The 20,924-nt window shown below is 62.9% G+C and carries 16 protein-coding genes; 5 read left to right on the top strand and 11 right to left on the bottom strand.

The features are described 5' to 3' along the window. Positions 1–290: 290 nt before the first annotated feature. Complete coding sequence (locus O9K64_RS14545) at positions 291–1,676, bottom strand: ribulose-bisphosphate carboxylase (protein WP_275098806.1); 1,386 nt, start codon at positions 1,674–1,676, stop codon at positions 291–293. A gap of 179 nt (positions 1,677–1,855) precedes the next feature. Here O9K64_RS14545 and O9K64_RS14540 point away from each other — a divergent pair, with 179 nt between their 5' ends. The 3 genes from O9K64_RS14540 to O9K64_RS14530 all read left to right on the top strand — a co-directional run bounded on the left by O9K64_RS14540 (position 1,856) and on the right by O9K64_RS14530 (position 6,510). Beyond that, entirely contained in the window at positions 1,856–2,764 is a 909-nt protein-coding gene (locus O9K64_RS14540; RefSeq protein WP_275098804.1) for a LysR family transcriptional regulator, read from the top strand. 236 nt (positions 2,765–3,000) lie between these two features. Further along, positions 3,001–4,947, top strand: coding sequence for a 1-deoxy-D-xylulose-5-phosphate synthase (gene dxs / locus O9K64_RS14535; protein ID WP_275098802.1), 1,947 nt, complete (start codon positions 3,001–3,003; stop codon positions 4,945–4,947). Positions 4,948–5,115: 168 nt separating this feature from the next. Further along, positions 5,116–6,510, top strand: coding sequence for a YdgA family protein (locus tag O9K64_RS14530; RefSeq protein ID WP_275098801.1), 1,395 nt, complete (start codon positions 5,116–5,118; stop codon positions 6,508–6,510). Positions 6,511–6,580: 70 nt separating this feature from the next. Here O9K64_RS14530 and O9K64_RS14525 read toward each other — a convergent pair whose 3' ends face one another. Continuing rightward, the gene (locus O9K64_RS14525; RefSeq protein WP_275098800.1) at positions 6,581–7,474 is read right to left on the bottom strand and encodes a phosphoribulokinase; all 894 of its coding nucleotides are present in this window, start codon (positions 7,472–7,474) and stop codon (positions 6,581–6,583) included. A gap of 657 nt (positions 7,475–8,131) precedes the next feature. On the opposite strand from O9K64_RS14525, the gene O9K64_RS14520 reads away from it, so the two are divergent. Next, the gene (locus O9K64_RS14520) at positions 8,132–10,111 is read left to right on the top strand and encodes an SLC13 family permease (RefSeq protein WP_275098799.1); all 1,980 of its coding nucleotides are present in this window, start codon (positions 8,132–8,134) and stop codon (positions 10,109–10,111) included. Positions 10,112–10,217: 106 nt separating this feature from the next. On the opposite strand, the gene nhaD (O9K64_RS14515) is transcribed toward O9K64_RS14520, so the two are convergent. From nhaD (O9K64_RS14515) to O9K64_RS14480, 8 genes are all read right to left on the bottom strand, one after another. Next, positions 10,218–11,666, bottom strand: a complete 1,449-nt coding sequence (gene nhaD, locus O9K64_RS14515; RefSeq protein ID WP_275098798.1) for a sodium:proton antiporter NhaD — start codon at positions 11,664–11,666, stop codon at positions 10,218–10,220. Positions 11,667–11,938: 272 nt separating this feature from the next. Continuing rightward, positions 11,939–13,387: a sodium:proton antiporter NhaD gene (gene nhaD, locus O9K64_RS14510; protein WP_275098797.1), complete on the bottom strand. Its 1,449-nt coding sequence runs from the start codon at positions 13,385–13,387 to the stop codon at positions 11,939–11,941. Positions 13,388–13,587: 200 nt separating this feature from the next. Beyond that, positions 13,588–14,235 carry a DUF3047 domain-containing protein gene (locus O9K64_RS14505; protein WP_275098796.1) on the bottom strand — a complete coding sequence of 216 codons (648 nt, stop codon included), beginning with the start codon at positions 14,233–14,235 and terminating at the stop codon, positions 13,588–13,590. Further along, positions 14,232–15,662: an FAD-binding oxidoreductase gene (locus O9K64_RS14500; RefSeq protein ID WP_420493174.1), complete on the bottom strand. Its 1,431-nt coding sequence runs from the start codon at positions 15,660–15,662 to the stop codon at positions 14,232–14,234. The genes O9K64_RS14505 and O9K64_RS14500 overlap by 4 nt, the downstream gene beginning before the upstream one ends. Next, the gene (locus O9K64_RS14495) at positions 15,655–16,236 is read right to left on the bottom strand and encodes a BON domain-containing protein (RefSeq protein WP_275098795.1); all 582 of its coding nucleotides are present in this window, start codon (positions 16,234–16,236) and stop codon (positions 15,655–15,657) included. Before O9K64_RS14495 ends, O9K64_RS14500 begins: the two co-directional genes overlap by 8 nt. Before the next feature lie 181 nt (positions 16,237–16,417). Further along, on the bottom strand, positions 16,418–17,005 hold the full coding sequence (locus O9K64_RS14490; protein WP_275098794.1) for a phosphoheptose isomerase: 588 nt from the start codon (positions 17,003–17,005) through the stop codon (positions 16,418–16,420). Next, on the bottom strand, positions 17,006–17,395 hold the full coding sequence (locus O9K64_RS14485; RefSeq protein WP_275098793.1) for a YraN family protein: 390 nt from the start codon (positions 17,393–17,395) through the stop codon (positions 17,006–17,008). A gap of 4 nt (positions 17,396–17,399) precedes the next feature. Continuing rightward, positions 17,400–19,394 (bottom strand): penicillin-binding protein activator, encoded by a 1,995-nt coding sequence (locus O9K64_RS14480; protein ID WP_275098792.1) that lies wholly within the window; start codon positions 19,392–19,394, stop codon positions 17,400–17,402. 81 nt (positions 19,395–19,475) lie between these two features. Here O9K64_RS14480 and rsmI point away from each other — a divergent pair, with 81 nt between their 5' ends. Next, positions 19,476–20,312, top strand: coding sequence for a 16S rRNA (cytidine(1402)-2'-O)-methyltransferase (gene rsmI, locus O9K64_RS14475; RefSeq protein ID WP_275098791.1), 837 nt, complete (start codon positions 19,476–19,478; stop codon positions 20,310–20,312). 88 nt (positions 20,313–20,400) lie between these two features. On the opposite strand, the gene O9K64_RS14470 is transcribed toward rsmI, so the two are convergent. Then, a complete protein-coding gene (locus O9K64_RS14470; protein WP_305793152.1) occupies positions 20,401–20,850 on the bottom strand; it encodes an Hsp20/alpha crystallin family protein in 450 nt (149 codons plus the stop codon). Positions 20,851–20,924 lie beyond the last annotated feature (74 nt).

The raw sequence follows: 20,924 nt of genomic DNA, 5'->3' as shown, positions 1-20,924 counted from the left end.
GCTTAATGACTCAAGTTTCGGAGCTCACATGGAGTCGTTCAGGGCGGGTCTCCCCCTTTTCGGGACCGTCGGAGGCAGGGATGCCGACGCCGAGCGTACAGGGATGTATTCACAGCGTGTCCCGGAGAGGGGGTGGCCCGCCCGGTGCCTGGAACTGAACTCCGAAACTTGAGTTAATGCGTAATCAGGGTAACTACTCACTTACAGACCGGGTGAGTAGTTACATCAGGTAAACAAAAAAAACCCGCACCGAGGTGCGGGGTTTTTTTGCTACTCAGCGATCGGGTGGCTTACTTGTGCACGCCCAGACGATCCCGCCAGCCGGGGAAGATCTGATCCGCATCGTGCGGGAACGACTCGAAGGCGCGGGCAAACTCCTTGTGCTCCTTGGCGTACTCGACCGGATCGGCGCCAGCCTTCCAGCACTCGTAGGCCTGGCGCAGGGAGATGGCACCGGCCGCGGGGCTGTCGATATGGCCGTAGGAGCCGCCGCCGGAGGTGTTGATCACGTTGCCGTGGCCCAGGTTCTCGAAGAAGCCGGGCAGACGCAGCGCGTTCATGCCGCCGGAGATGATCGGGGTGGTGGGTTTCATGCCGTACCACTCCTGGTGATAGAACGGACCGTCGCAGCTGTCGCGCTCGATCATATAGGCGATGATCTTGTCGTCCCGCGAGCCTTCCATCTTGCCGTAACCCATGGTGCCGACGTGGATGCCTGAGGCACCCTGCAGACGCGCCATCTTGGCCAGTACGAAGGCAGTGTAGCCGCGTCTGGAAGAGGGCGAGGTGATCATGCCGTGTCCGGCACGGTGGTAGTGCAGGTACTGGTTCGGGTACTGGCGCCGGGCGGTGGTGATCATGCCCGGGCCGCCGACGAAGCCATCCACCAGGAAGGCGACATGGGAGGCGTTCTCGCCGAAGGTCTCGAGGATATAATCGGCGCGCGCAAGCATCTCGTAATGATCGTCAGCGGTGATGTTGGCGGAGAACAGCTTGGCCTGCCCGGTCTCGTCCTGGGCGCGCTTCATGGCGTCGGCCACCAGCGGCATCACCTTTTTCACCGGGCAGAACACCTGGTTACCCTGGGGTTCGTCATTCTTGATGAAGTCACCGCCCAGCCAGAACTGATAGGCAGCCGAAGCGAACGGCTCGGGGCGCAGGCCCAGTTTCGGCTTGATGATGGTGCCGGCGATATAGCCGCCATCCTTGACCGGACGACCGAGGATGCGCCACAGATCGCTGATGTCCTTGGCCGGGCCGTCAAACAGCTGCAGCATCTTCGGCGGGATATAGAAGTCCTGCATCTGGGCGTTCTTCACGTCACCCATGCCCTGGTTGTTGCCGATGCAGAGGGTGAGGAAGGAGACCAGCATGATGCGGCCATCGGTGACATTGCGATCGAACAGCTCGTTCGGATAGGCGATCTTCATGATGCCGTTGGCTTCATCGATCTCGTATACCAGCGCGTCCACACCCTTGGTGAAGTCGTCGGTGGTGGAGACCTCCACATTGGTCCCGGTGGAAGACTCGGCGGCGAAGTGTGCCGCAGTAGCGAGATAGCCGTGGCCTGCGGCAGGCTCCATGGTGTAGGCAACCAGGATGTGGTTGCCGTCAGCGATCAGCTTGTCTTCATTCAGACTCAGGTCGGCATAGCGACTGGTTTGGTCAAGGGCCATCTGTTGTTACCTCACTACTCTCTATTATGATTGGGCTGTTTGCGTACAGTGCGATGGGTTCAATCGGCTTCTCCCTGGGGAGTTGAGGTGACTATAGCTATCGATCACTATAAATAAAACTCAAAGTTTTTGATTGATGTGATAAGGTAGCGCTTATATGTAGGTATGGGGTGAGCATTATGAATTTCACAATTCGTCAATTGAAAGTGTTCGAGGCCGTAGCCACTCATTTGAGTTTTACCAGAGCTGCTGATGAGCTATATCTTAGTCAGCCTGCGGTTTCCATGCAAATCAAACAGTTAGAAGAGAGCGTCGGATTGCCGCTGTTTGAGAAGCTGGGCAAGAAGATCCATCTCACCGGGGCCGGGCGGGAGCTCCACACCTATGGCAAGGCGATTTTCCGGCAACTGGACGAGATGGAAGAGGTGATGGAGGCGCAGAAGGGGCTGAGTCGCGGCCGCCTGGATATCGCCGTGGCCAGTACCGTCAACTACTTCGCCCCGCGTGCCCTGGGGGCCTTTTCACGCCGCTATCCCGGTGTCCGGCTCAGCCTCTCGGTGAATAACCGCAAGGAGCTGATGCGCATGCTGGAACAGAACGAGAAGGATCTGGTGCTGATGGGCCAGCCCCCCGATGCGCTCGATCTGGAATACGAAGAGTTCATGGACAATCCCCTGGTGGTGATCGCGCCGCCCGACCACCCGCTGGTGGGGGAGAAGCGAATCTCGCTGCAAAAGCTGGCCGAGGAGACCTTTCTGATGCGCGAGCCCGGCTCCGGCACCCGGCTGGCGCTGGAGCGGTTTTTTCAGGAGCAGGGACTCGAGCTGCTCTGCGGCATGGAACTCAACGGCGGCGAGGCGATCAAGCAGGCGGTCCGAGCGGGGCTGGGGCTGGCCGTGGTGTCGGCCCACACCATCGAGCTGGAGCTGGAGACCGGCCGGCTGGTGACCCTGGACGTGGAGGGTTTCCCGCTGCTCAAGAAGTGGTTCATGGTGCATCGCCGCGGCAAGCGGCTGTCGCCCTCGGCCCAGGCATTCCACGATTTTCTGCTGGGCGACGGGCTGGCCGAGATCCAGAAAATTAGGTAGGGACTTGGTGCGGCCTGTTGGGCTAGAATGCTCGGTTTCGCCTATTGCGATTGCACAATCAACCAGGGTCGGGGGCCGACTTCCACCACTGCGCGGGTGGAAATCTTCCGACGGCTATACTTTACAATGGCTGCAGCAGCCTGTCGGACTTAACGCTGATCTACTGCGGACCCTCGCTACGATCGGTTAAGCCCGACAGGCTGCCAGGGTCTCCAGCGGAATGTACGGGTAAGGGCATGTCAGAGCGGCAACAGGGCAGCGGATCGGGATCGACTGGAACATTCCGACTGCTCGACAGTATCGAATATCCCCGGGATCTCCGGTTGCTGCCGCCGGAGCGGCTGCCGGCACTGGCCGAGGAGCTGCGGCGCTTTCTGATCGAAACCGTGTCGCGCACCGGCGGCCATCTGGCGGCCGGGCTCGGGGTGGTGGAGCTGACCATTGCGCTGCACTACGTGCTCAACACCCCGGAGGACCGGCTGCTCTGGGATGTGGGCCACCAGGCCTATCCACACAAGATTCTCACCGGCCGGCGCGAGCGTATGGAGAGCCTGCGCCAGCGCGACGGCATTTCCGGTTTTCCGCGCCGCGAAGAGAGCGACTACGACACCTTCGGCACCGGCCACTCCAGCACCTCCATCGGTGCCGCCCTCGGCATGGCCGCGGCGGCCAAGCGGCTGAAGGTCAAGCGTGATGTGGTCGCCGTCATCGGTGATGCGGCGATGGGCGCCGGGATGGCATTCGAGGCGCTCAATCACGCCGGTGCCCTGGATCTGGACCTGCTGGTGGTGCTGAACGACAACGACATGTCCATCTCCGACCCGGTCGGCGCCTTCCGCAATCACCTGGCCCGCCTGCTCTCCAGCAAGTTCTACACCCGGGTACGCGAAGGCGGCAAGTCGGCGCTGAGCGGTCTGCCGCACATCTCCGAGCTGGTGGGTCGCTGGGAAGAGCACATGAAGGGCATGGTGATGCCCGGCACCCTGTTCGAGGAGCTGGGGTTCAACTATATCGGCCCGATCGACGGCCACGACCTGGAGACCCTGACCGCCACCCTGCAGAACATGCAGATGATGCACGGCCCGCGGCTGCTGCACGTGGTGACCCAGAAAGGCCGGGGTTACAAGCCGGCCGAGGGGGATCCGCTGGTCTATCACGGGGTGACGCCGTTCGATCCGGCCACCGGCAAGATGGACAAGAAGAGCGCCTCCGGGCCCAGCTATACCGAGGTCTTCGGCCGCTGGCTGTGCGATGCCGCCGCGGCCGACCCGCGGTTGGTGGCGATCACCCCGGCCATGTGCTCCGGTTCCGGCATGGTGGCCTATGCCAAGCGTTTTCCCGACCGTTATTACGATGTGGGCATTGCTGAACAGCATGCCGTCACCTTCGCCGCCGGGCTTGCCTGTGACGGGGTAAAACCGGTGGTGGCGATCTACTCCACCTTCCTGCAGCGCGCCTATGACCAGTTGATCCACGATGTGGCGCTGCAGAACCTGGATGTCACCTTTGCGGTGGACCGGGCCGGCCAGGTGGGTGCCGACGGCGCCACCCACGCGGGCAGTTTTGATCTGAGCTATGCGCGTTGCATCCCCAACCTGGTGGTGATGGCGCCGTCCGATGAGAACGAGTGCCGCAAGCTGCTGCACACCGCCTATCAGTATGAGGGGCCGGCCCTGGTCCGTTATCCGCGCGGGGCGGGTTGCGGGGCCCGGATTGACGAGGCGCTGGAGACCCTGCCGCTGGGCGAGGGCGAGATTCGTCGGCAGGGCCGGCGGGTGGCGCTCCTGGCCTTCGGCAGTCTGCTGGATACGGCGCTGCAAGTGGCCGAGGAGGTGGACGCCACCGTGGCCAATATGCGCTTTGTCAAACCGCTGGACGAGACACTGGTGCGGCGGCTGGCGGATAGCCATGAACTGCTGGTGACACTGGAGGAGAATGTGCTCAAGGGCGGCGCCGGATCCGCCGTCAATGAGTATCTGGCGGCCGACCGGCAGCGGGTACGGACCATCAATCTCGGCCTGCCGGATCATTTTATCGAGCATGCCACGCCGGCTGAACAGCTGCGCGAGGCGGGGCTCGACCGGGAGAGTATTCTGGCGGTCATCCAGCGGGCGCTGGCAGCGGACGCCGAGTTGACGGCAGGAGAGCCGGTCAGGGAAGTTTCGGTCAACGGCCAGCGCTAAGGGCCCGCGCAAGGATAATTCCGTAGTACCGAGGGCGTTCCTGGGCCACGCTGGCAAGGCCTGCTTTGCAGGCAATGGCCGTTCCCTTGCCAACAAAGCGTAATCACGCCGCGCTCGGGTTGCGCCTCTCGGGCGGTATTGGAGCATAAAAATAAAGTGAGGATGCGTATGAAGCGGTTTATTGCCCTGTTTGTCGTGCTGGGGGCGGCCCTGTTGGCGGCTCCCGGTGTCGTCGGCTTTCAGGTGGAGACTTACTATCAGGGACTGATGCAGCAGTTTGCCAAGGGCGGTGCCGAGCTGGTCTCGCAGGATTACCAGCGGGCCTGGTTCGGCGCCGAGAGCCGTACCGATTTTCTGGTCAGGATCCCCTCCGGCCCGGATCGCAGCAAGACGGAAACGCTGCAGTTTTCCCTGGTGAGTCATATCGTGCACGGGCCGCTGACGGCGGAGGGGTTGCGGCTGGCGGATATCCGCAGCGATATCCGGGTGGATGGTGAGTCGCTGTTGCCGGCCGATTATCAGGCCGTGATCAGGACGCTGATCGGGATCGACGGTCAGGGCAGTACCCGGATCGACCTTCCGGCGGGTGAGATCCCGGCCAGCGGCGAGCGCCCGGCGATCCGCTTTGACGGTATGGATGGCGATATCCGTTTTGATGCGGCCTTCGAGCAGGTGGATGCCCGCTTCGCCCTGCCGGCATTGCGACTGTCGCAGGGGGACGCGCAGCTGCTGGAGATCGAGGGGATGCAGCTCAACTCCCATTCCAGTAAGGATGTCTCCGGCTTGATGCTGGGCGGGGGGCGGTTCGAGATCGGCCGCATCGGCATGTGGGATCAGGCCTCCGGCACCCGGATTGAAGCGCGTCAACTGGGCGTGGAGGCCGAAAGCACGGTCAAGGGGGCGCTGGTCAGCGCCACGGTCCGTTACCAGCTGGATCGGCTGGAGGTCGATGGCGGGGTTTACGGCCCGGCGGAGGTTCGGCTGGGGCTCGGCAATCTGCCGCCCGAGGCGCTGCTGCGGATTCAACAGTCGGTCGAGGAGATCAATGCCCAGCAGCTGCCGGACGAGCAGAAAGGGATGGCGCTGCTGAGTGTACTGATGGGGAATGCCCCGGCCCTGCTCAAGGGGGATCCGCTGGTGACCATCGACAAGCTGAGCATCCAGACCCCGGATGGTCTGGTCGCGGGCAAGCTCTCGCTGCAGTCGGTAGGGCTGGAGTGGAAGGAGATCGGCAATGCGCCGGCGGTACTCGGCAAGCTGGTGGCCGATGCCTCGTTGCAGATGCCGAAGCGGTTGTTCACCCTGCTGTTGCGGCAGAAGGTGGAGGCCGATCTGTTGCGCCAGTTTGAGCAGGTCCGGCTGATCAATCCCGACACCAAGCTGCCCAGTGCGGCGGAGCTGGCGGAGATGTCGACCGCTCTGACCGAACAGCAGCTGAACCAGTGGCTGGGGCAGGAGATACTGGTCGAGCAGGGTGACATGATCGCCACCCGGGTAACCCTCGCGGATGGCCTGCTGAGCGTCAACGGCAAGACCATCCCGCTGCCGCCAACGCCACAGTGACGGCCTGGGTCACAGACAAAAAATGCCGCCTCTGAGGCGGCATTTTTTATATCCCTGGACGGCGGTGCGGTTACCCGCCGTTTCGCTCGTCCATCATCTGCTCGATGATCGGGGTCAGGATGATCTCCATGGCCAGACCCATCTTACCGCCCGGCACCACGATGGAGTTGCGGCGTGACATGAAGGAGTCATGCAGCATGGAGAGCAGGTAAGGGAAGTCGATATTGAACTTCTTCGGGTCGCGGAAGCGGATCACCACAAAACTTTCGTCCGGGCTGGGAATGTCCCGGGCGATGAAGGGATTGGAGGTGTCCACGGTGGAGACGCGCTGGAAGTTGATATCGGTGCGCGAGAACTGCGGGGTGATGTAGTGGATGTAATCCGGCATGCGCCGCAGGATGGTTTCCACAATGGCTTCGGCGGAGTAACCGCGTTCCGAGTTGTCGCGGTGAATCTTCTGGATCCACTCCAGGTTGACGATCGGCACCACCCCGATCAGCAGGTCGACATACTGGGCCACATTGGCCTCGTCGGTGACCATGCCGCCGTGCAGGCCTTCGTAGAACAGCAGATCGGTCTCGCCGGGGATATCCTCCCAGGGGGTGAACTGACCGGGTTCCAGGGCGGTGCCGAGGCGGACATTGTGCTCTGCCGCCTCTTCCTCGCTGTGCAGGTAGTAGCGCTTCTTGCCGTTGCCGTGTTCGCCGTAGGTCTTGAACAGCTGCTCCAGTTCACCGAACAGATTGGAGGCGGGACCGAAGTGGCTCAGGTTCTCTCCCCGTTGCGATGCCTCGGCCACCGCCTCGCGCATCGCTACACGATCATAGCGGTGGAAGCTGTCGCCCTCGATAATGGCCGGGGTGACACCGTCCCGATAAAAGATGTGTTCAAAGGCACGCTTTACCGTGGACGTCCCAGCACCGGATGAGCCGGTAACGGCAACGATCGGATGTTTTTTCGACATGTTATACCCCTGAGTCTATAAAACTTCTTCAGATTGTCGGCAATTCTGACAGCGGCGAACCGTGAGGAGAAGTAACAATAATTTTCCTTATCTATAAGCCGATGTTATGTTAACGGGTGTTTTTATCAGCACCGCTGTTTGATTTTCGTCTCGTTCAGTATGGAGTGTCGCCCGGGCGACTGCAATACGCCTGCCATCAACCCGTGATGGACGGGCCCAGGTCATTTCATAACTCCCGGAAACCCTTGATTTTTGACCTTGGCCTGCGCTGCGTATTGGCGAGAATATTTTTGGCTGAATAAGATCCCACTGATATACTTCCGCTCCACTTCGTACCGTGACTGGTTGCTGAGACTGGCCGCCAGAGCGGCGATCTTATATGGTATATGCAGACCACCGCAGGGTGGATCTGTCCAGCCCGGTCCGGAGTAAGGGCCCGCGCAAGAATAAGTTCCGGTATTCGGTCGCCCCTGGACCCCGCTGGCGGTGTTACGCTTTTTGGCAAGGGAGCGGCCATTGCCTGCAAAGCGTGCCTTGCCAGCGTGGCCCAGGAACGCCCTCGGTACTGCGGAATTATTCTTGCGCGGGCCCTAAGGCTCGTCGCCCGGTTCCAGGGTAACCAACAAGCATAATTATTATTTCGGGGTATAACGGTCGATGGAGTCTGCGGTCTCGCTGGAGAAGAAAGCACCGATCACGCCGGGCAGGAAAAAATTCGTCGCGGCGCTGGGTTTTGCGCTGCTGGCTATCGCCATGACCACCGTGGTTCCGACGCTGCAGATCGCCTGGGTCAGCGGCCTGCTGCTGCTCACCATCTATCTGTTTGCCTTTGAGGTGGTGGGCGTGGACGTGGCCGCGCTGACGGTCATGGTGCTGCTCGGACTCACCAGCCTGCTGGCACCCATGATGGGGCTGTCCGAGGGGCTGGTCCCCACCACCCATCTGTTCGACGGCTTCTCCAGCAACGCGGTCATCTCCATTATCGCGGTGATGATCATCGGCGCCGGACTGGACAAGACCGGACTGATGAGCAAGGTGGCGGGATTCATCCTCGATGTGGGCGGCAGTACCGAGAAACGGATCATCCCGATCATCTCCGGCACCGTGGCCTTCATCTCCTCCTTCATGCAGAACGTAGGCGCCGCGGCCCTGTTCCTGCCGGTGGTGAGCCGTATCTCCGCCCGTTCCGGCCTGCCCATGTCGCGCCTGCTGATGCCGATGGGGTTCTGTGCCATCCTCGGCGGTACCGTGACCATGGTCGGCTCCTCACCGCTGATCCTGCTCAATGACCTGATCCTCACCTCGAACCAGGCGCTGCCGGCGGATCACCAGATGCAGGTCTGGTCGCTCTTTTCCGTCACCCCGGTGGGGGTCGCCCTGGTCGTTACCGGCATCATCTATTTCGTGCTCGCCGGGCGCTTCGTGCTGCCCGTCGGTAGCAGTGATAATGGCGCCACGGCCACCAACTCGATGGAGTATTTCCAGCGCATCTATGACATCGACCATGCCCTGTTCGAGGTGGTGGTGCCGCCGGAGAGCGAGCTGGTGGGCAAGATTCTGGACGATGTGGAGACGGACTATCGGGTGCGCATGATCGCCACCAAGGGGTCGAACGGCCGCATCCGTATCGGTCGTGGTGATCTGGCGCGGGATTTTGCCGTCGAGGGGGGCATGGTGCTGGGTGTGATCGCCTCTCCCAAGTGTCTGGCCGGTTTTGTCGAGAAGTTCGATCTGCGGCTGCGCAACGGCCTCAAATCGTTTGCCGAATCGCTCGCCTCCACCAAGGCGGGTATTGCCGAGTTGGTCATTCCCCCCGGTTCCCAGCTGATCGGCAAGAGCGCCCGCGATGTCTGGCTGCGCAAGACCTACGGTATCGCCATGGTGGCGCTGCATCGCAATGGCGAGACCCTGCACGGGGGGGACCACATCCGCGATCTGCCCCTCAAGGCGGGCGATACCCTGGTGGTGCACACCACCTGGGACTCCCTGGTGCGCCTGGAATCGGACCGCAACTTTGTCGTGGTCACCACGGAATATCCGCATGAAGAGACGCGCCCCCAGAAAGTGGGCTGGGCCGGTCTGTTCTTTGCCATCGCCCTCGCCATGGTCCTGTTCACCGATATCCGCCTCTCCATCGCGCTGTTGACCGGGGCCATCGGCATGGTGCTCTCGGGCGTGCTGAAGATCGAGGAGGCCTATTCGGCGGTCTCCTGGAAGACGGTGTTCCTGCTGGCCAGCCTGATCCCGCTGGGCCTGGCGGTGGAGACCAGCGGCACCGCCAAGTGGATTGCCGAGCAGACCATCTCGGTGGTCGGCGAGATGCCGGTGTGGGTGATCCAGACGGCCGTCGCTGTATTGGCCACCTTCTTTACCCTGGTGATGTCCAATGTGGGCGCTACCGTACTGCTGGTTCCCCTGGCGGTGAATATTGCCGTCGGCGTCGGTGCCGATCCGGCGGTGTTTGCCCTGACGGTGGCGATCGCCACCTCCAACTCCTTCATCATACCCACCCATCAGGTGAATGCCCTGATCATGGGACCGGCCGGTTACCGGGTGCCGGACTTCATGCGTGCCGGCGGCGTGATGACCCTGCTGTTCCTGGTGGTGATGATCCTGATGATGAATCTGCTGTTCTGATCAGGAAAAATTTAAGCCGCAAATGAACGCAAATACACGCAAATAAAAGCCATCCAGGCCGTAGATGCCGGTGAGCTTGCGAACCGCATCATTCGCGGCCGAGTAATCAGAACAGGCGGGCGTTGAGCCACAGGTGGGCGAGGATGCCGGCAAAGTAGGCCAGCAGGATCACCGGGGTCCATTTCAGATGGCTGTAGAAGGTGTAGTTGCCGTTGGACTGGCCCATCAGCGCCACCCCGGCCGCCGAGCCGATCGCCAGCAGCGAGCCGCCGGTGCCGACGCCGAGGGTCGCCAGCAACCACTCGCCCCGGGACATATTCGGCATCATGGTCAGCACACTGTACATGGTGGGTATATTCTCCAGCACCGCCGAGGCCAGTCCCACCGTGATATTGGCGGCGGTGGCGCCCCACTGGCTGTACATGATATCGGAAGCGGTGGCCATGTAACCGATGTAACCGAGTCCGCCGACCGAGAGCGCCACGCCGTAGATGAACAGCAGCGTATCCCACTCCACCTGGCCCACCCGGACGAATACATCGAACGGACTGCGGCCATCGACCGGGACGGGCGAGGCCAGCTGCTCGGCATCCTCCACCCCCTCTTCCAGGGGCCGGTGGGTCTTTTTCAGGTAGTAGCCGAAGAACTGCAGGTAGGAGAGGCCGGTGAGCATGCCGATCACGGCGGGCAGGTGCAGCACCCCCCGGAACAGCACCGCGGTGGCGATGGCGCCGAGAAACAGCAGCATAATGCGGCGTGCGCCACGCAGCATGCGCACCGGCTGGTAGTGCGGCTGCAGCCTCCCCTTCGGCAGTGCCAGGTGCATGGCGCAGGCCGGTATCAGGAAGCTGATCAGCGCCGGGATGAACAGATTGAAGAAGCTCCAGAAATCCAGGGCCCCGTTGCTGCTCTGGATATCCTGCTGCCACACCATCAGGGTGGTGATGTCGCCGAAGGGGCTGAAGGCGCCACCGGCGTTGGCCGCCACCACCACATTGATGCATCCCAGGCTGATGAAGCGCCGATTGTCCGGCTCGATCACCAGGATCAGCGCGCCCACCAGGAGCGCGCTGGCCAGGTTGTCGAGAAACGGCGACATCAGGAAGGTGGTGATGCCGGTGCTCCAGAACAGCCCGCGGTAACTTAGGCCTCGATTGCACAGCCAGGCACGCAGCCACCTGAATACGCGGCGCTCGCCCAGGGCGTTGATGTAGGTCATCACCACCAGGATCAGCAGCATCAGCTCGGCATACTGCAACAGGCTCTGGCGCACACTCCGTTCCGCCTGCGTCGCGCTGCCGGTGGTGACGGCATACCAGCCGATCAACGCCCAGATGACACCGGCAGCGATGAGCATCGGCTTGGATTTTCTAAGCTGGGTGAACTCCTCCAGGCTGACCAGGAGGATAGCGAGGAGAAAGGTCGCCAGGGCGAGATAGCCGCTCCAGTGGGCGGCCATTGCCGGGAGTTGCCCGGCATCGGCGGCGTAGGCCCCGCCACAGGCGGGGAATAGTGCGAAGAAGCCGAGTCGTCGGATTGTCCGGGGGATTTGCATGTTATCGATTGCGCCGCGGGACCAGCGCCCATGATAACGGAATTCAGGTTGTGAGGAAGCCCCGTCTGTAGCACTTCCCGGTTTAGTTTCGTAGGGTGGGTTAGCGGCGCATAGGCACGACACTTCCGCCCACGACCATACCCGGGCGCCGCGTAACCCACCGACTCGCCGGCCGCCAAATGGTGGGTTACGGCGCGCGCATGGCATCATGCCAGCCACCACCTCCCGAGTGGAGCGCGCCTAACCCACCCTACGGGGTGGTACGGGCGGGATCAGAACAGGGACGCGTTGATCCAGAGGTGGGCGTAGATGCTGGCGGCATAGCCGAGGGCGATTACCGGCGCCCACTTCAGGTGGCCGAAGAAGGTGTAGCGGCCCCGCGCCTGGCCCATCAGGGCGACGCCGGCGGCGGAACCGATGGAGAGCAGCGAGCCGCCGACGCCGGCGGTGAGGGTGACCAGCAGCCACTGACCCATGGACATATCGGGCAGCATGGTGAGCACGGCGAACATCACCGGGATGTTGTCGACGATGGCGGAAAGAACACCGACGATGACGTTGGCGGTGGTGGGGCCGAGTTGCACATACATCAGCTCGGAGGTGAGCGACAGGTAACCGATGAAGCCGAGGCCGCCGACGCAGAGCACCACGCCGTAGAAGAACAGCAGGGTGTCCCACTCGGCGCGCGCCACCTTGCTGAACACGTCGAAGGCGACCAGGTCGCCCATCTGGCTGTCATGTTCCAGTTCGGTGGCGGCCTCACCATTGCTGGCGTTCAGTTCGCGGTGGTAGGTCTTCTTCAGGAAGAAGCCGAAGAACTGCAGGTAGGCCAGGCCGGTGAGCATGCCGATCACCGGCGGCATGTGCAGGAAGTTGTGGAAGCTCACGGCGGTGACGATGGTGAGCAGGAATAGCACGATAATGCGCCGCGCCCCGCGCTTCATGGCCACCGCCTGGCCGCCGCCGCTGGGCTGCTCGTTGGGGACCGCGAAGTGCATGATGGCGGCCGGCACCAGCCAGTTGATCAGGGAGGGGAGGAACAGGGCGAAGAAGCTGCCGAAGGCCACCACACCCTGGGGTGTTGCGACACCCTTCTGCCACACCATCAGGGTAGTGATGTCGCCGAACGGACTGAAGGCGCCGCCGGCATTGGCGGCGACCACGATATTGATACAGGCCAGCAGGATGAACTTGTTGTTGCTGCCACCCACCGCCAGCACCACCGCGCACATCAGCAGGGCGGTGGTCAGGTTGTCTGCCACCGGTGAGATGAAGAAGGCGAGCACGCCGGTGATCCAGAACAGCTGGCGGAAGCCGAAACCCTTGGCGATCAACCAGGAGCGCAGCGCCTCGAACACATTGCGTTCATCCATGGCGTTGATGTAGGTCATCGCCACCAGCAGGAACAGCATCAGCTCGGCATACTCCAGCAGGTTGTGGCGTACCGCCACCTCCGCCTCGTTGGTAAAGCCGTGGGCGGCGTAGTACCAGGCGATGAGCGACCAGATCAGGCCGGCGGCCAGGATGACCGGTTTGGATTTACGCAGATGGGTAAACTCCTCCGCCATCACCAGCAGATAGGCCAGGGCGAAGATGGCAATGGCGGTGTAGCCCACCCAGTGACTGGTCAGGTCCAGGTTGTTGCCACCGGTTGCCGCGGCGAGGGCCGCGCCGGGGAGGGCCGCCAGCAGGAAAAACAGGGTTTTGAGGGCGTTACTCACAGCAGTTGCTCCTTGGTCAAATTGCAGGCTACAGGTTGCACGGTGGCGGGCCGGAGCGGAGTGCTGCCGTGGCCGCCCGAGCTATCGGAGCGACGTTATACCATTTTAGCGGCGGGGTGTGGAGGCTGAAGCGCGAATATATTGACTGCGTGGACGGCGCGGCAGGGGTGGCCGCCTGCCGGGAGACGGGATCGGCGCGCTTATCGAGAGAAGAAGAGATCGCCGTAATAGGCGTGCGCCTGCCGGCCCGAATTGTCGGTGTCGGTCATGATGGCGATGACATCGATATAGTCCACCGGGGCGCCGAAATAGCGCTGGAAATCGGCCTGGACATTGCGCCGCTCACTGTACAACTTACCCGGGCTGTCCGCAGCGGAGCGGACGGCGATCATCCGGGCACGGTCGCTGTAGGCGTTGGGCCAGCTTGCGCCGGTCGGCTGACTGCCCGACCAGACATAGTTGAGGGCCTTGTTGCGCCACGGCAGCAGGCCGCTCTTCTGGATCACGTAGACCCGGGCGCTGTAGTCGTCACCGCCTTTGCTCTGTTCATCCAGCCCGCGCAACGGTTTCTCGATCCGCCACTGCCAGTTGAGATAGGGCGTCTCGCGCAGATCCACCCGCAGCTCTTTATACAGGCCGGAGGCGCTGGCGTCGCTGCGGGCACTGATCAGCGGAATGCCGTCCAGATCGACCACCCGGTAGCGGGTGTGGCCTTTGAAGCTGTGTTCGTTCCAGCCGTTCAGGCCCTGGTTGGCGAGGTCGGTGAGGTCGATGCGGGCCGCCAGGGCCGGCAGGGCGAGGCCGCCGATCAGCAGCAGCCAGAATGTTCGCGGCGTTTTGTGTCTCATCGTGTCTCGTCCGTCGCCCCGCCGCTCTCCGGCAGCGTCTTGCCGGGGTTGAGTATTCCCTGCGGGTCGAACTGGCGGCGGATGGCGTGCATCAGGCGCAACGTGGCGGGCTCGATCTCGCGGCCGATGTAATCCCGCTTCTCCAGCCCCACGCCGTGTTCCCCCGACAGGGTGCCGCCCAGTTGCAGAACCAGATCGAAGGTTTCGCTCAGGCATTCATGGGCGCGCGCCATCATCGCCGGGTCGTCCGGGTCGCTCAGCAGATTGACATGGATGTTGCCGTTTCCGGCGTGGCCGAAGTTGACGATGCGGATATCGAATCGGCCGGACAGCCGTTCCAGCCCGCCGATCAGGTCGGGGATGCGGGAGACCGGCACCACCACATCTTCATTAATCTTTTTCGGGGCAATGTTGCGCAGCGCCGGCGACAGCGCCTTGCGGGTGCGCCAGAGCCGCTCCACGTCCTGCTCGCTGTGGGCCACCTCGATCCCGACCATCCCCTCGATCCGGGCGGCGTCGATCACCGCCTGCAGGGATTGGTCGAGACCGTGGGCCGGTCCGTCCACCTCGATCATCAGCAGGGCGCCGACGGCCTCCGGCAGGTCGAGATCGGAGTAGTTGCGCACCATGTCGATGGAGGCGCCGTCCATGAATTCCAGGGCGCAGGGGGTGATCGGCTGAGCCATGATGGCCGAGACCGCCCGGGCGGCGGCATGCATGTCCCGGTAGGTGGCCTGGAGTGTGGCCTTGGCCTCGGGCAGGGGCGTGAGTTTCAACACCGCCTCGGTGATGATGGCCAGGGTCCCCTCCGAGCCAATCAGCAGCCGGGTGAGGTCGTAGCCGACGACCCCCTTGCTGGTGATGACGCCGGTACGCAGCTCCTCGCCCGCGCCGCTGACCGCGCGCAGGCCCAGGGTATTCTCCCGCGGGGTGTTGTATTTTACCGCCCGCGGACCGGCCGAGTTGTAGGCCAGGTTGCCGCCGACGGTGCAGATCGCCGCGCTGGTGGGGTCGGGCGGCCAGAAGAAGCCGTGCGGGTAGAGCGCCTGCTGCAGCGCCTGGTTGGTGACGCCGGGCTGCACCCGGGCGATACGGTTGGCCGGGTCGATCTCCAGGATCCGGTCCATCCGCTCCAGGGCGAGGATGATGCCGCCCCGGTGCGGTACCGTGGCGCCGGTGGTACCGGTCCCCTTGCCCCGGGCGATCAGCGGGATCCGCTGCCGGTTGCACAGGACGACGATGTCGCGCACCTGTTCATGGCTGGTGGCGAACACCACCGCCTGGGGCAGGGCGTGGCGGCGGCTGTTGTCATAGCCGTAGGGCCAGCAGTCGCCGGGATCGGTCAACACCCCCTCTGTGCCGACGATCGCGGCCAGGGCCTCGCGGGTATCGGCGTCGAGCGGGGTGGCGGTTTTACCCTCAGATATACTCAAAGACCTTCACCACCTTGGTGACGCCGTCCAGGTAACGGATCTTCTCCACCACGGCGTCCGCCTCCTCGGCTGTCACCATGCCCATCAGGTAGACGACGCCCTTTTCGGTGATCACCTTGACCCGGGTCGGGTCGAATTGCGGCAGTTTGACATTGAACAGCTCGACCTTCGCCTTGGAGGTGATCCAGCTGTCCTTGCTCCGTTCGACCAGGGTGGCGTTGGCGCCGATCTGCACCTCGTTGACCGTCCGTTTCACCATCGGCGTATTGCGGGCGATGCGCTCGAACTCGGCACGATAGCCGGCATTTTCCGCCTGGCCGGTGAGCAGCACCACCTGGTTGTAGCTGGTAGCGCTCATGCTGCTGTGTTGGCGCAGCTCCCTGTTATTCAGCAACTCGTTCATGATCTTTACGGTAATGGTCTGGTCATCCAGTACGGTGCCGGCCGAGCGCCGGTCATGCACCACCGAGGCGCCGGCGGCGGCGCCGCCGACCACGGCCGTGGCGCAACCCTGCAGCAGCGGCAGGGCGAGGCTTGAGAGGACAATCAGAGCGAGTATTTTTTTCATGGGGTTCTCCATTATTTCCTTAGGGTTTGCGAAAGAATAATTCCGTAGTACCGAGGGCGTTCCTGGACCCCGCTGGCAAGGCACGCTTTGCAGGCAATGGCTGTTCCCTTGCCAAAAAGCGTAACGCCGCCAGCGGGGTCCAGGGGCGACCGAATGCAGGAACTTATTCTTTCGCAAGCCCTTAATTACCAAGGAGTTGTTTGTCGATCAGGTCACACAGGCAGTGAATGACCAGCAGGTGCGCCTCCATTATCCGGGCGCTTGAGTCGGCCGCGATACAGATCTCCTCGTCGCCCTCCTGCAGCAGGCTGGAGAGCCGCCCGCCATCGCGGCCGTTGAGTGCGATCACCAGCATCTTGCGTTCGTGAGCGGCGGCGATGGCCGCATTGATATTCTCCGAATTGCCGCTGCTGGTGATGGCCAGCAGCAGATCGCCCGGATGTCCCAGGGTGCGGATCTGTTTGGCGAAGATCTCATCATAATCATAGTCGTTGGCTATGGCGGTCAGGGTCGAGGAGTCGGTGGTCAGCACTATCGCCGGTAGTCCCGGCCGCTCCCGCTCAAACCGGTTGAGCATCACCGAGGAGAAGTGCTGGGCATTGCCGGCGCAGCCCCCGTTGCCGCAGGTGAGGATTTTCCCCCCCTCCAGCAGGCGCCGCACGATCAGTTCGGCGCTTCTGGCGACGGGTTCGGCGACCACCGGGAGCGACTCCATCTGCAGTTGCATACTGTGGTGGAAAGTCTCAGTGATATGTTCGATCAGGTTCATCTACACAAGTTCCTGCTGAAAGGCATCGGTGATCCATTCGATCCGCAGCGCCTCACCCTCGCCGGTGAGTGCCAGTACGTCAAAACGGCAGGGGGTGTTGTGCCGCTTCTCACGGCTCAGCCAGTGACTGGCGGCGCGGATGATCTTTTTTTGTTTGGCGTTGGTCACGCTCTCGGCGGCGGAGCCGAAGCGGGCATTTTTGCGGTAGCGCACTTCGACAAATACCAGGGTCTCCCGGTGCTGCATGATGAGGTCGATCTCGCCCGCCCGGCAGAGATAGTTGCGTTTCAGGGTGCGCAGTCCCTGCCCCTCCAGATAGTGTTGGGCGAGCGTCTCGGCGTCATCGCCGGTTTTTTTGCCGTGGGACCTGTTTTGGAAGGGGCGCCGCAACCCGCTACTCCGCCGGCCGGATGGTGGCCGCGCCGGCCTCGGGTATCACGCCGCCCCGGGGTTGCGCGGGTTCGCTGTCGGCCGGCGGCGCCCCCCTCGCTGCGGCGGGACTGCCCTCCAGCTCGTCACTCATGCTCATCATGCGCGGGGCGTAGCCGATCGCCTTTGGGATACCCCGGCTCATCTCGGCCCAGACCAGTTGGCGGTGGACCTGGCGGATGCTGTCCAGGTAGAGGTTGCCGGTCTTGCCCTCGATGGTCTCGCGTGCGGAGGATTGTAGCCGTCCCAGGTGGGGCAGCAGACGGAAACTGTCGATGCCCATGGCGTAGAGACGGCGGTAGGTGCCCTGGCTGTCGGGCAGGACGCGGGCCAGATTGTCCCGGGCCAGCGGGGTGCCACCTTCATTCATCAGCAGCCAGGGGATATCCGGGAACTTGATCCCCTCCAGGTCCTGGTCTTCGCCCGGGGCCGGCACCCCGGTATAGACGCTGGAGGTGGCGTAGATCGGGATATCGGCGGCATGGTGGAACTGGAACTGGGGCCTGATCTGCCGCGCCTTGAGCGGGTTGGCCGCCAGGAAGATGAAATCGGCATCACCGCGGCGCCGCGGTTCAAACTCCAGGTTCTGGCCGAACAGGCGTTGCAGGCGGCTGCGCCGGGCGCGGCTCTCGTCCAGGTTCAGCAGCGCCTGGATGGCGTCGGAGAAGTCGTTCTCCCCGGCGTCATAGCGCTGCTGCTCGCTGAGGGTGCCGCCCAGGCGTTCCCAACGGTTGCGGAAGGCGTGCAGAATCCTGTCACCCCAGTCGCCGCTCGGGGTGAAGGTGATCGCCCGGGTATGGCCGTCGAGCCAGGCACGTTCGGCCACCTGCCGCGCCTCGTCCTCGGGTGCCAGGCCGAACTGATAGAGGGTCACCGGCGGCGTGGTGTCGGGGGGGACCTGGTTGAGGGCCAGGACCGGAATCTCCAGCTCCCCGGCGCGGGCCAGCTGGGCGACCCCCTCCTTGTTCAGCGGGCCGATCACCATATCCGCGCCCGCATCCACCGCCTGACGGTAGAGCGGCCAGGTGTCTGCGCTATCGCTGCTGTCATAGAACTGCAGCCGGGGGCGGCTCTCCAGCGGCTGCTGGTAATAGGCCGCCATGAAACCGTCCCGCAAGGCGCTGGCCGCATTGGCATAGGGGCCCGATTTCGGCAGCAGGATGGCCAGGTGATCGGGGCGCTGGTACTGGCTCTCCAGTTTCTGGAAGTAGCCCTCCAGCAGTCCGGGGATGGCCGGATGGCTGGGGAAGCGTTCGCGCCAGCCCTTCAACTGCTCCTGGATCCGGCTGGTATCGCCGGTGTGTCCCTTGATTATTCGGGCCAGGGCCATCCAGCCCCCCTGAATCCCCGGCGGATCGGGTTGCAGCAGGTCAAGGGCGGTGTCGGTGAGGGCTGTGAGGGTCTGAATGATCAGCAACTGGTTGTCCAGCCGTTTATCCATCTCCTCAAGCAACAGGTCCAGCTCTTCCAGTTCCCGGGCACTCTCCAGCAGGTTGCCGGAGAGCCGGAACCCCTCAGCCATATCGGCATGGAAACGCTGGCGCAGCGCGCTGTCGGCCCCCTCCGGAACCCCTTCGCTCAACAGCGACATGGCCTCATCCGGGCGGTTGTTGCTGAGCGCCAGTTCCGCCACCAGCAGACGTTTCTGGAATTCCAGGGAGGGCAGGGCCCGGGTGTTGATCCGCGCCAGTAGTGCGGTGGCGCGCTCGCTGTTCTGAGCGCGGAAGTGGTTCTCGGCGGCCCGCAGGAGCAAGGCCTGGTCGGCCGGCGGGAGGGCCTGCAGGGCCAGCTGTTCAAACAGTTCAGCCGCGGCGGCATGTTCTCCGGCCTCCTCCAGCGCTATCGCTTGCGCCGTGAGCGGATCGGTTGCGGTATCCCGGACACCTGGCGACGGCATACAGCCGACCACAGTAAGCAGGATCAACAGCGTGAGGAGAAATTTAGCAGGTCTTTGTTGCATGGTCGCTTTCAGGCAGGCAGGATTGAGCAAGACAGTATCTTTTTTTGGGGTGTGCCGTGTCAATGGATAAGGGGTGCTTGTATGGATAAGGGGTGCTTGTATATCGTTGCCATGCCGATAGGCAATCGTGCCGACATTACCGAGCGGGCGAAGCAGGTACTCTCTTCGGTGGATGTGATCGCTGCCGAGGATACCCGTCACAGCCGGCCACTGCTGCAGACGCTGGCGATCACCACGCCGCTGCTGGCGTTGCATGAGCACAATGAACAGAAGCTGGTCGGGCGGCTGGTCGATCAGCTCACGGCCGGCGGCACCCTGGCGCTGATATCCGATGCCGGTACCCCGCTGATCAGTGATCCCGGATTTCCGCTGGTGCGCGCCTGCCGGGAGGCGGGCGTGCGCGTGGTGCCGATTCCCGGACCCAGTGCGCTGATCTGCGCCCTTTCAGCGGCCGGTCTGCCGACCGACCGGTTTCTGTTTGAGGGGTTTCCGGCCAGGACCGGATCGGCCAGGCGTGAGCAGTTCAGGCGTCTCAAGGATGAGGGGATGACCCTGATCTTCTACGAAGCGAGTCACCGGATTGTGGAGTGTCTGAGCGACATGATGGCGGTGTTCGGGGGAGATCGCCCGGCGGTAGTCGCCCGGGAGCTGACCAAACTGCACGAGACCATCCTCTCCCGCCCCCTGGCCGCGCTGGTGGAACTCCTGGAACAGGACCCGAATCAGCGCAAGGGGGAGTTCGTGGTACTGGTGGCGGGCGCACAGCGGAGCGCGGACGCTATCGATCCAGAGACGGAACGGATACTGGGCGTACTGCTGGAGGAGGTGCCGACCAAACAGGCGGCGGCACTGGCGGCCCGCATAACCGGCGCCAAGAAGAACCAGCTCTATCAGCGGGCGCTGGAGCTGCGCGGGTAGGCCTCGGAGTCTGTCGGTCAAGCCCGACAGACTCTTAGAACACCGCCCGGCGGGACCAGGCGGCATTCTGTTCAGTTACGGCGTTCGGTTACCCGCGTTTCGGGTGGATCTCTATCTTTTTGGAACGTTTGGCCTCGACCTTCGGGATGACCACTTCAAGCACGCCGTCCTTGCCGCTGGCCTTGATCAGGTCGGGGTCGGTATTGTCCGGCAGGCTGAAGCGCCGGTAGAAACTGCCATAGGAACGTTCGACCCGCTTGTATCCCTCCTTGTTCTCAGTCACCTCGTGACGTTTTTCGCCTTTGATCGTCAACATGCCGTCCTCCATGCTGAGCTCGATCTTGTCCGGCTCCACGCCGGGGATATCGGCGTGCAGTACATAACGGTCCTCTTCCTCCTTGATGTCGATGGCGGGTGTCCAGTCCCCACCCACCACACTGGAATCGTCACTCTGGGCAAGGGAGGTGCGGGGACTGCGGTTCAGTTCATCCTGCCACAGCCTCATCAGCTGCCAGGGATCAGATATCAGGCGTGTCATTTCGATACCTCCTGTGGTTGTGCTATTCCCATTAAATATATATGGGGATTTTTAGCGGATTCAAGGGGGTGTGG

The sequence above is a fragment of the Sedimenticola hydrogenitrophicus genome (assembly GCF_029017505.1).
GTDB classification, from domain to species: domain Bacteria; phylum Pseudomonadota; class Gammaproteobacteria; order Chromatiales; family Chromatiaceae; genus Sedimenticola; species Sedimenticola hydrogenitrophicus_A.
This window is presented reverse-complemented; position numbering and strand designations above follow the sequence as displayed.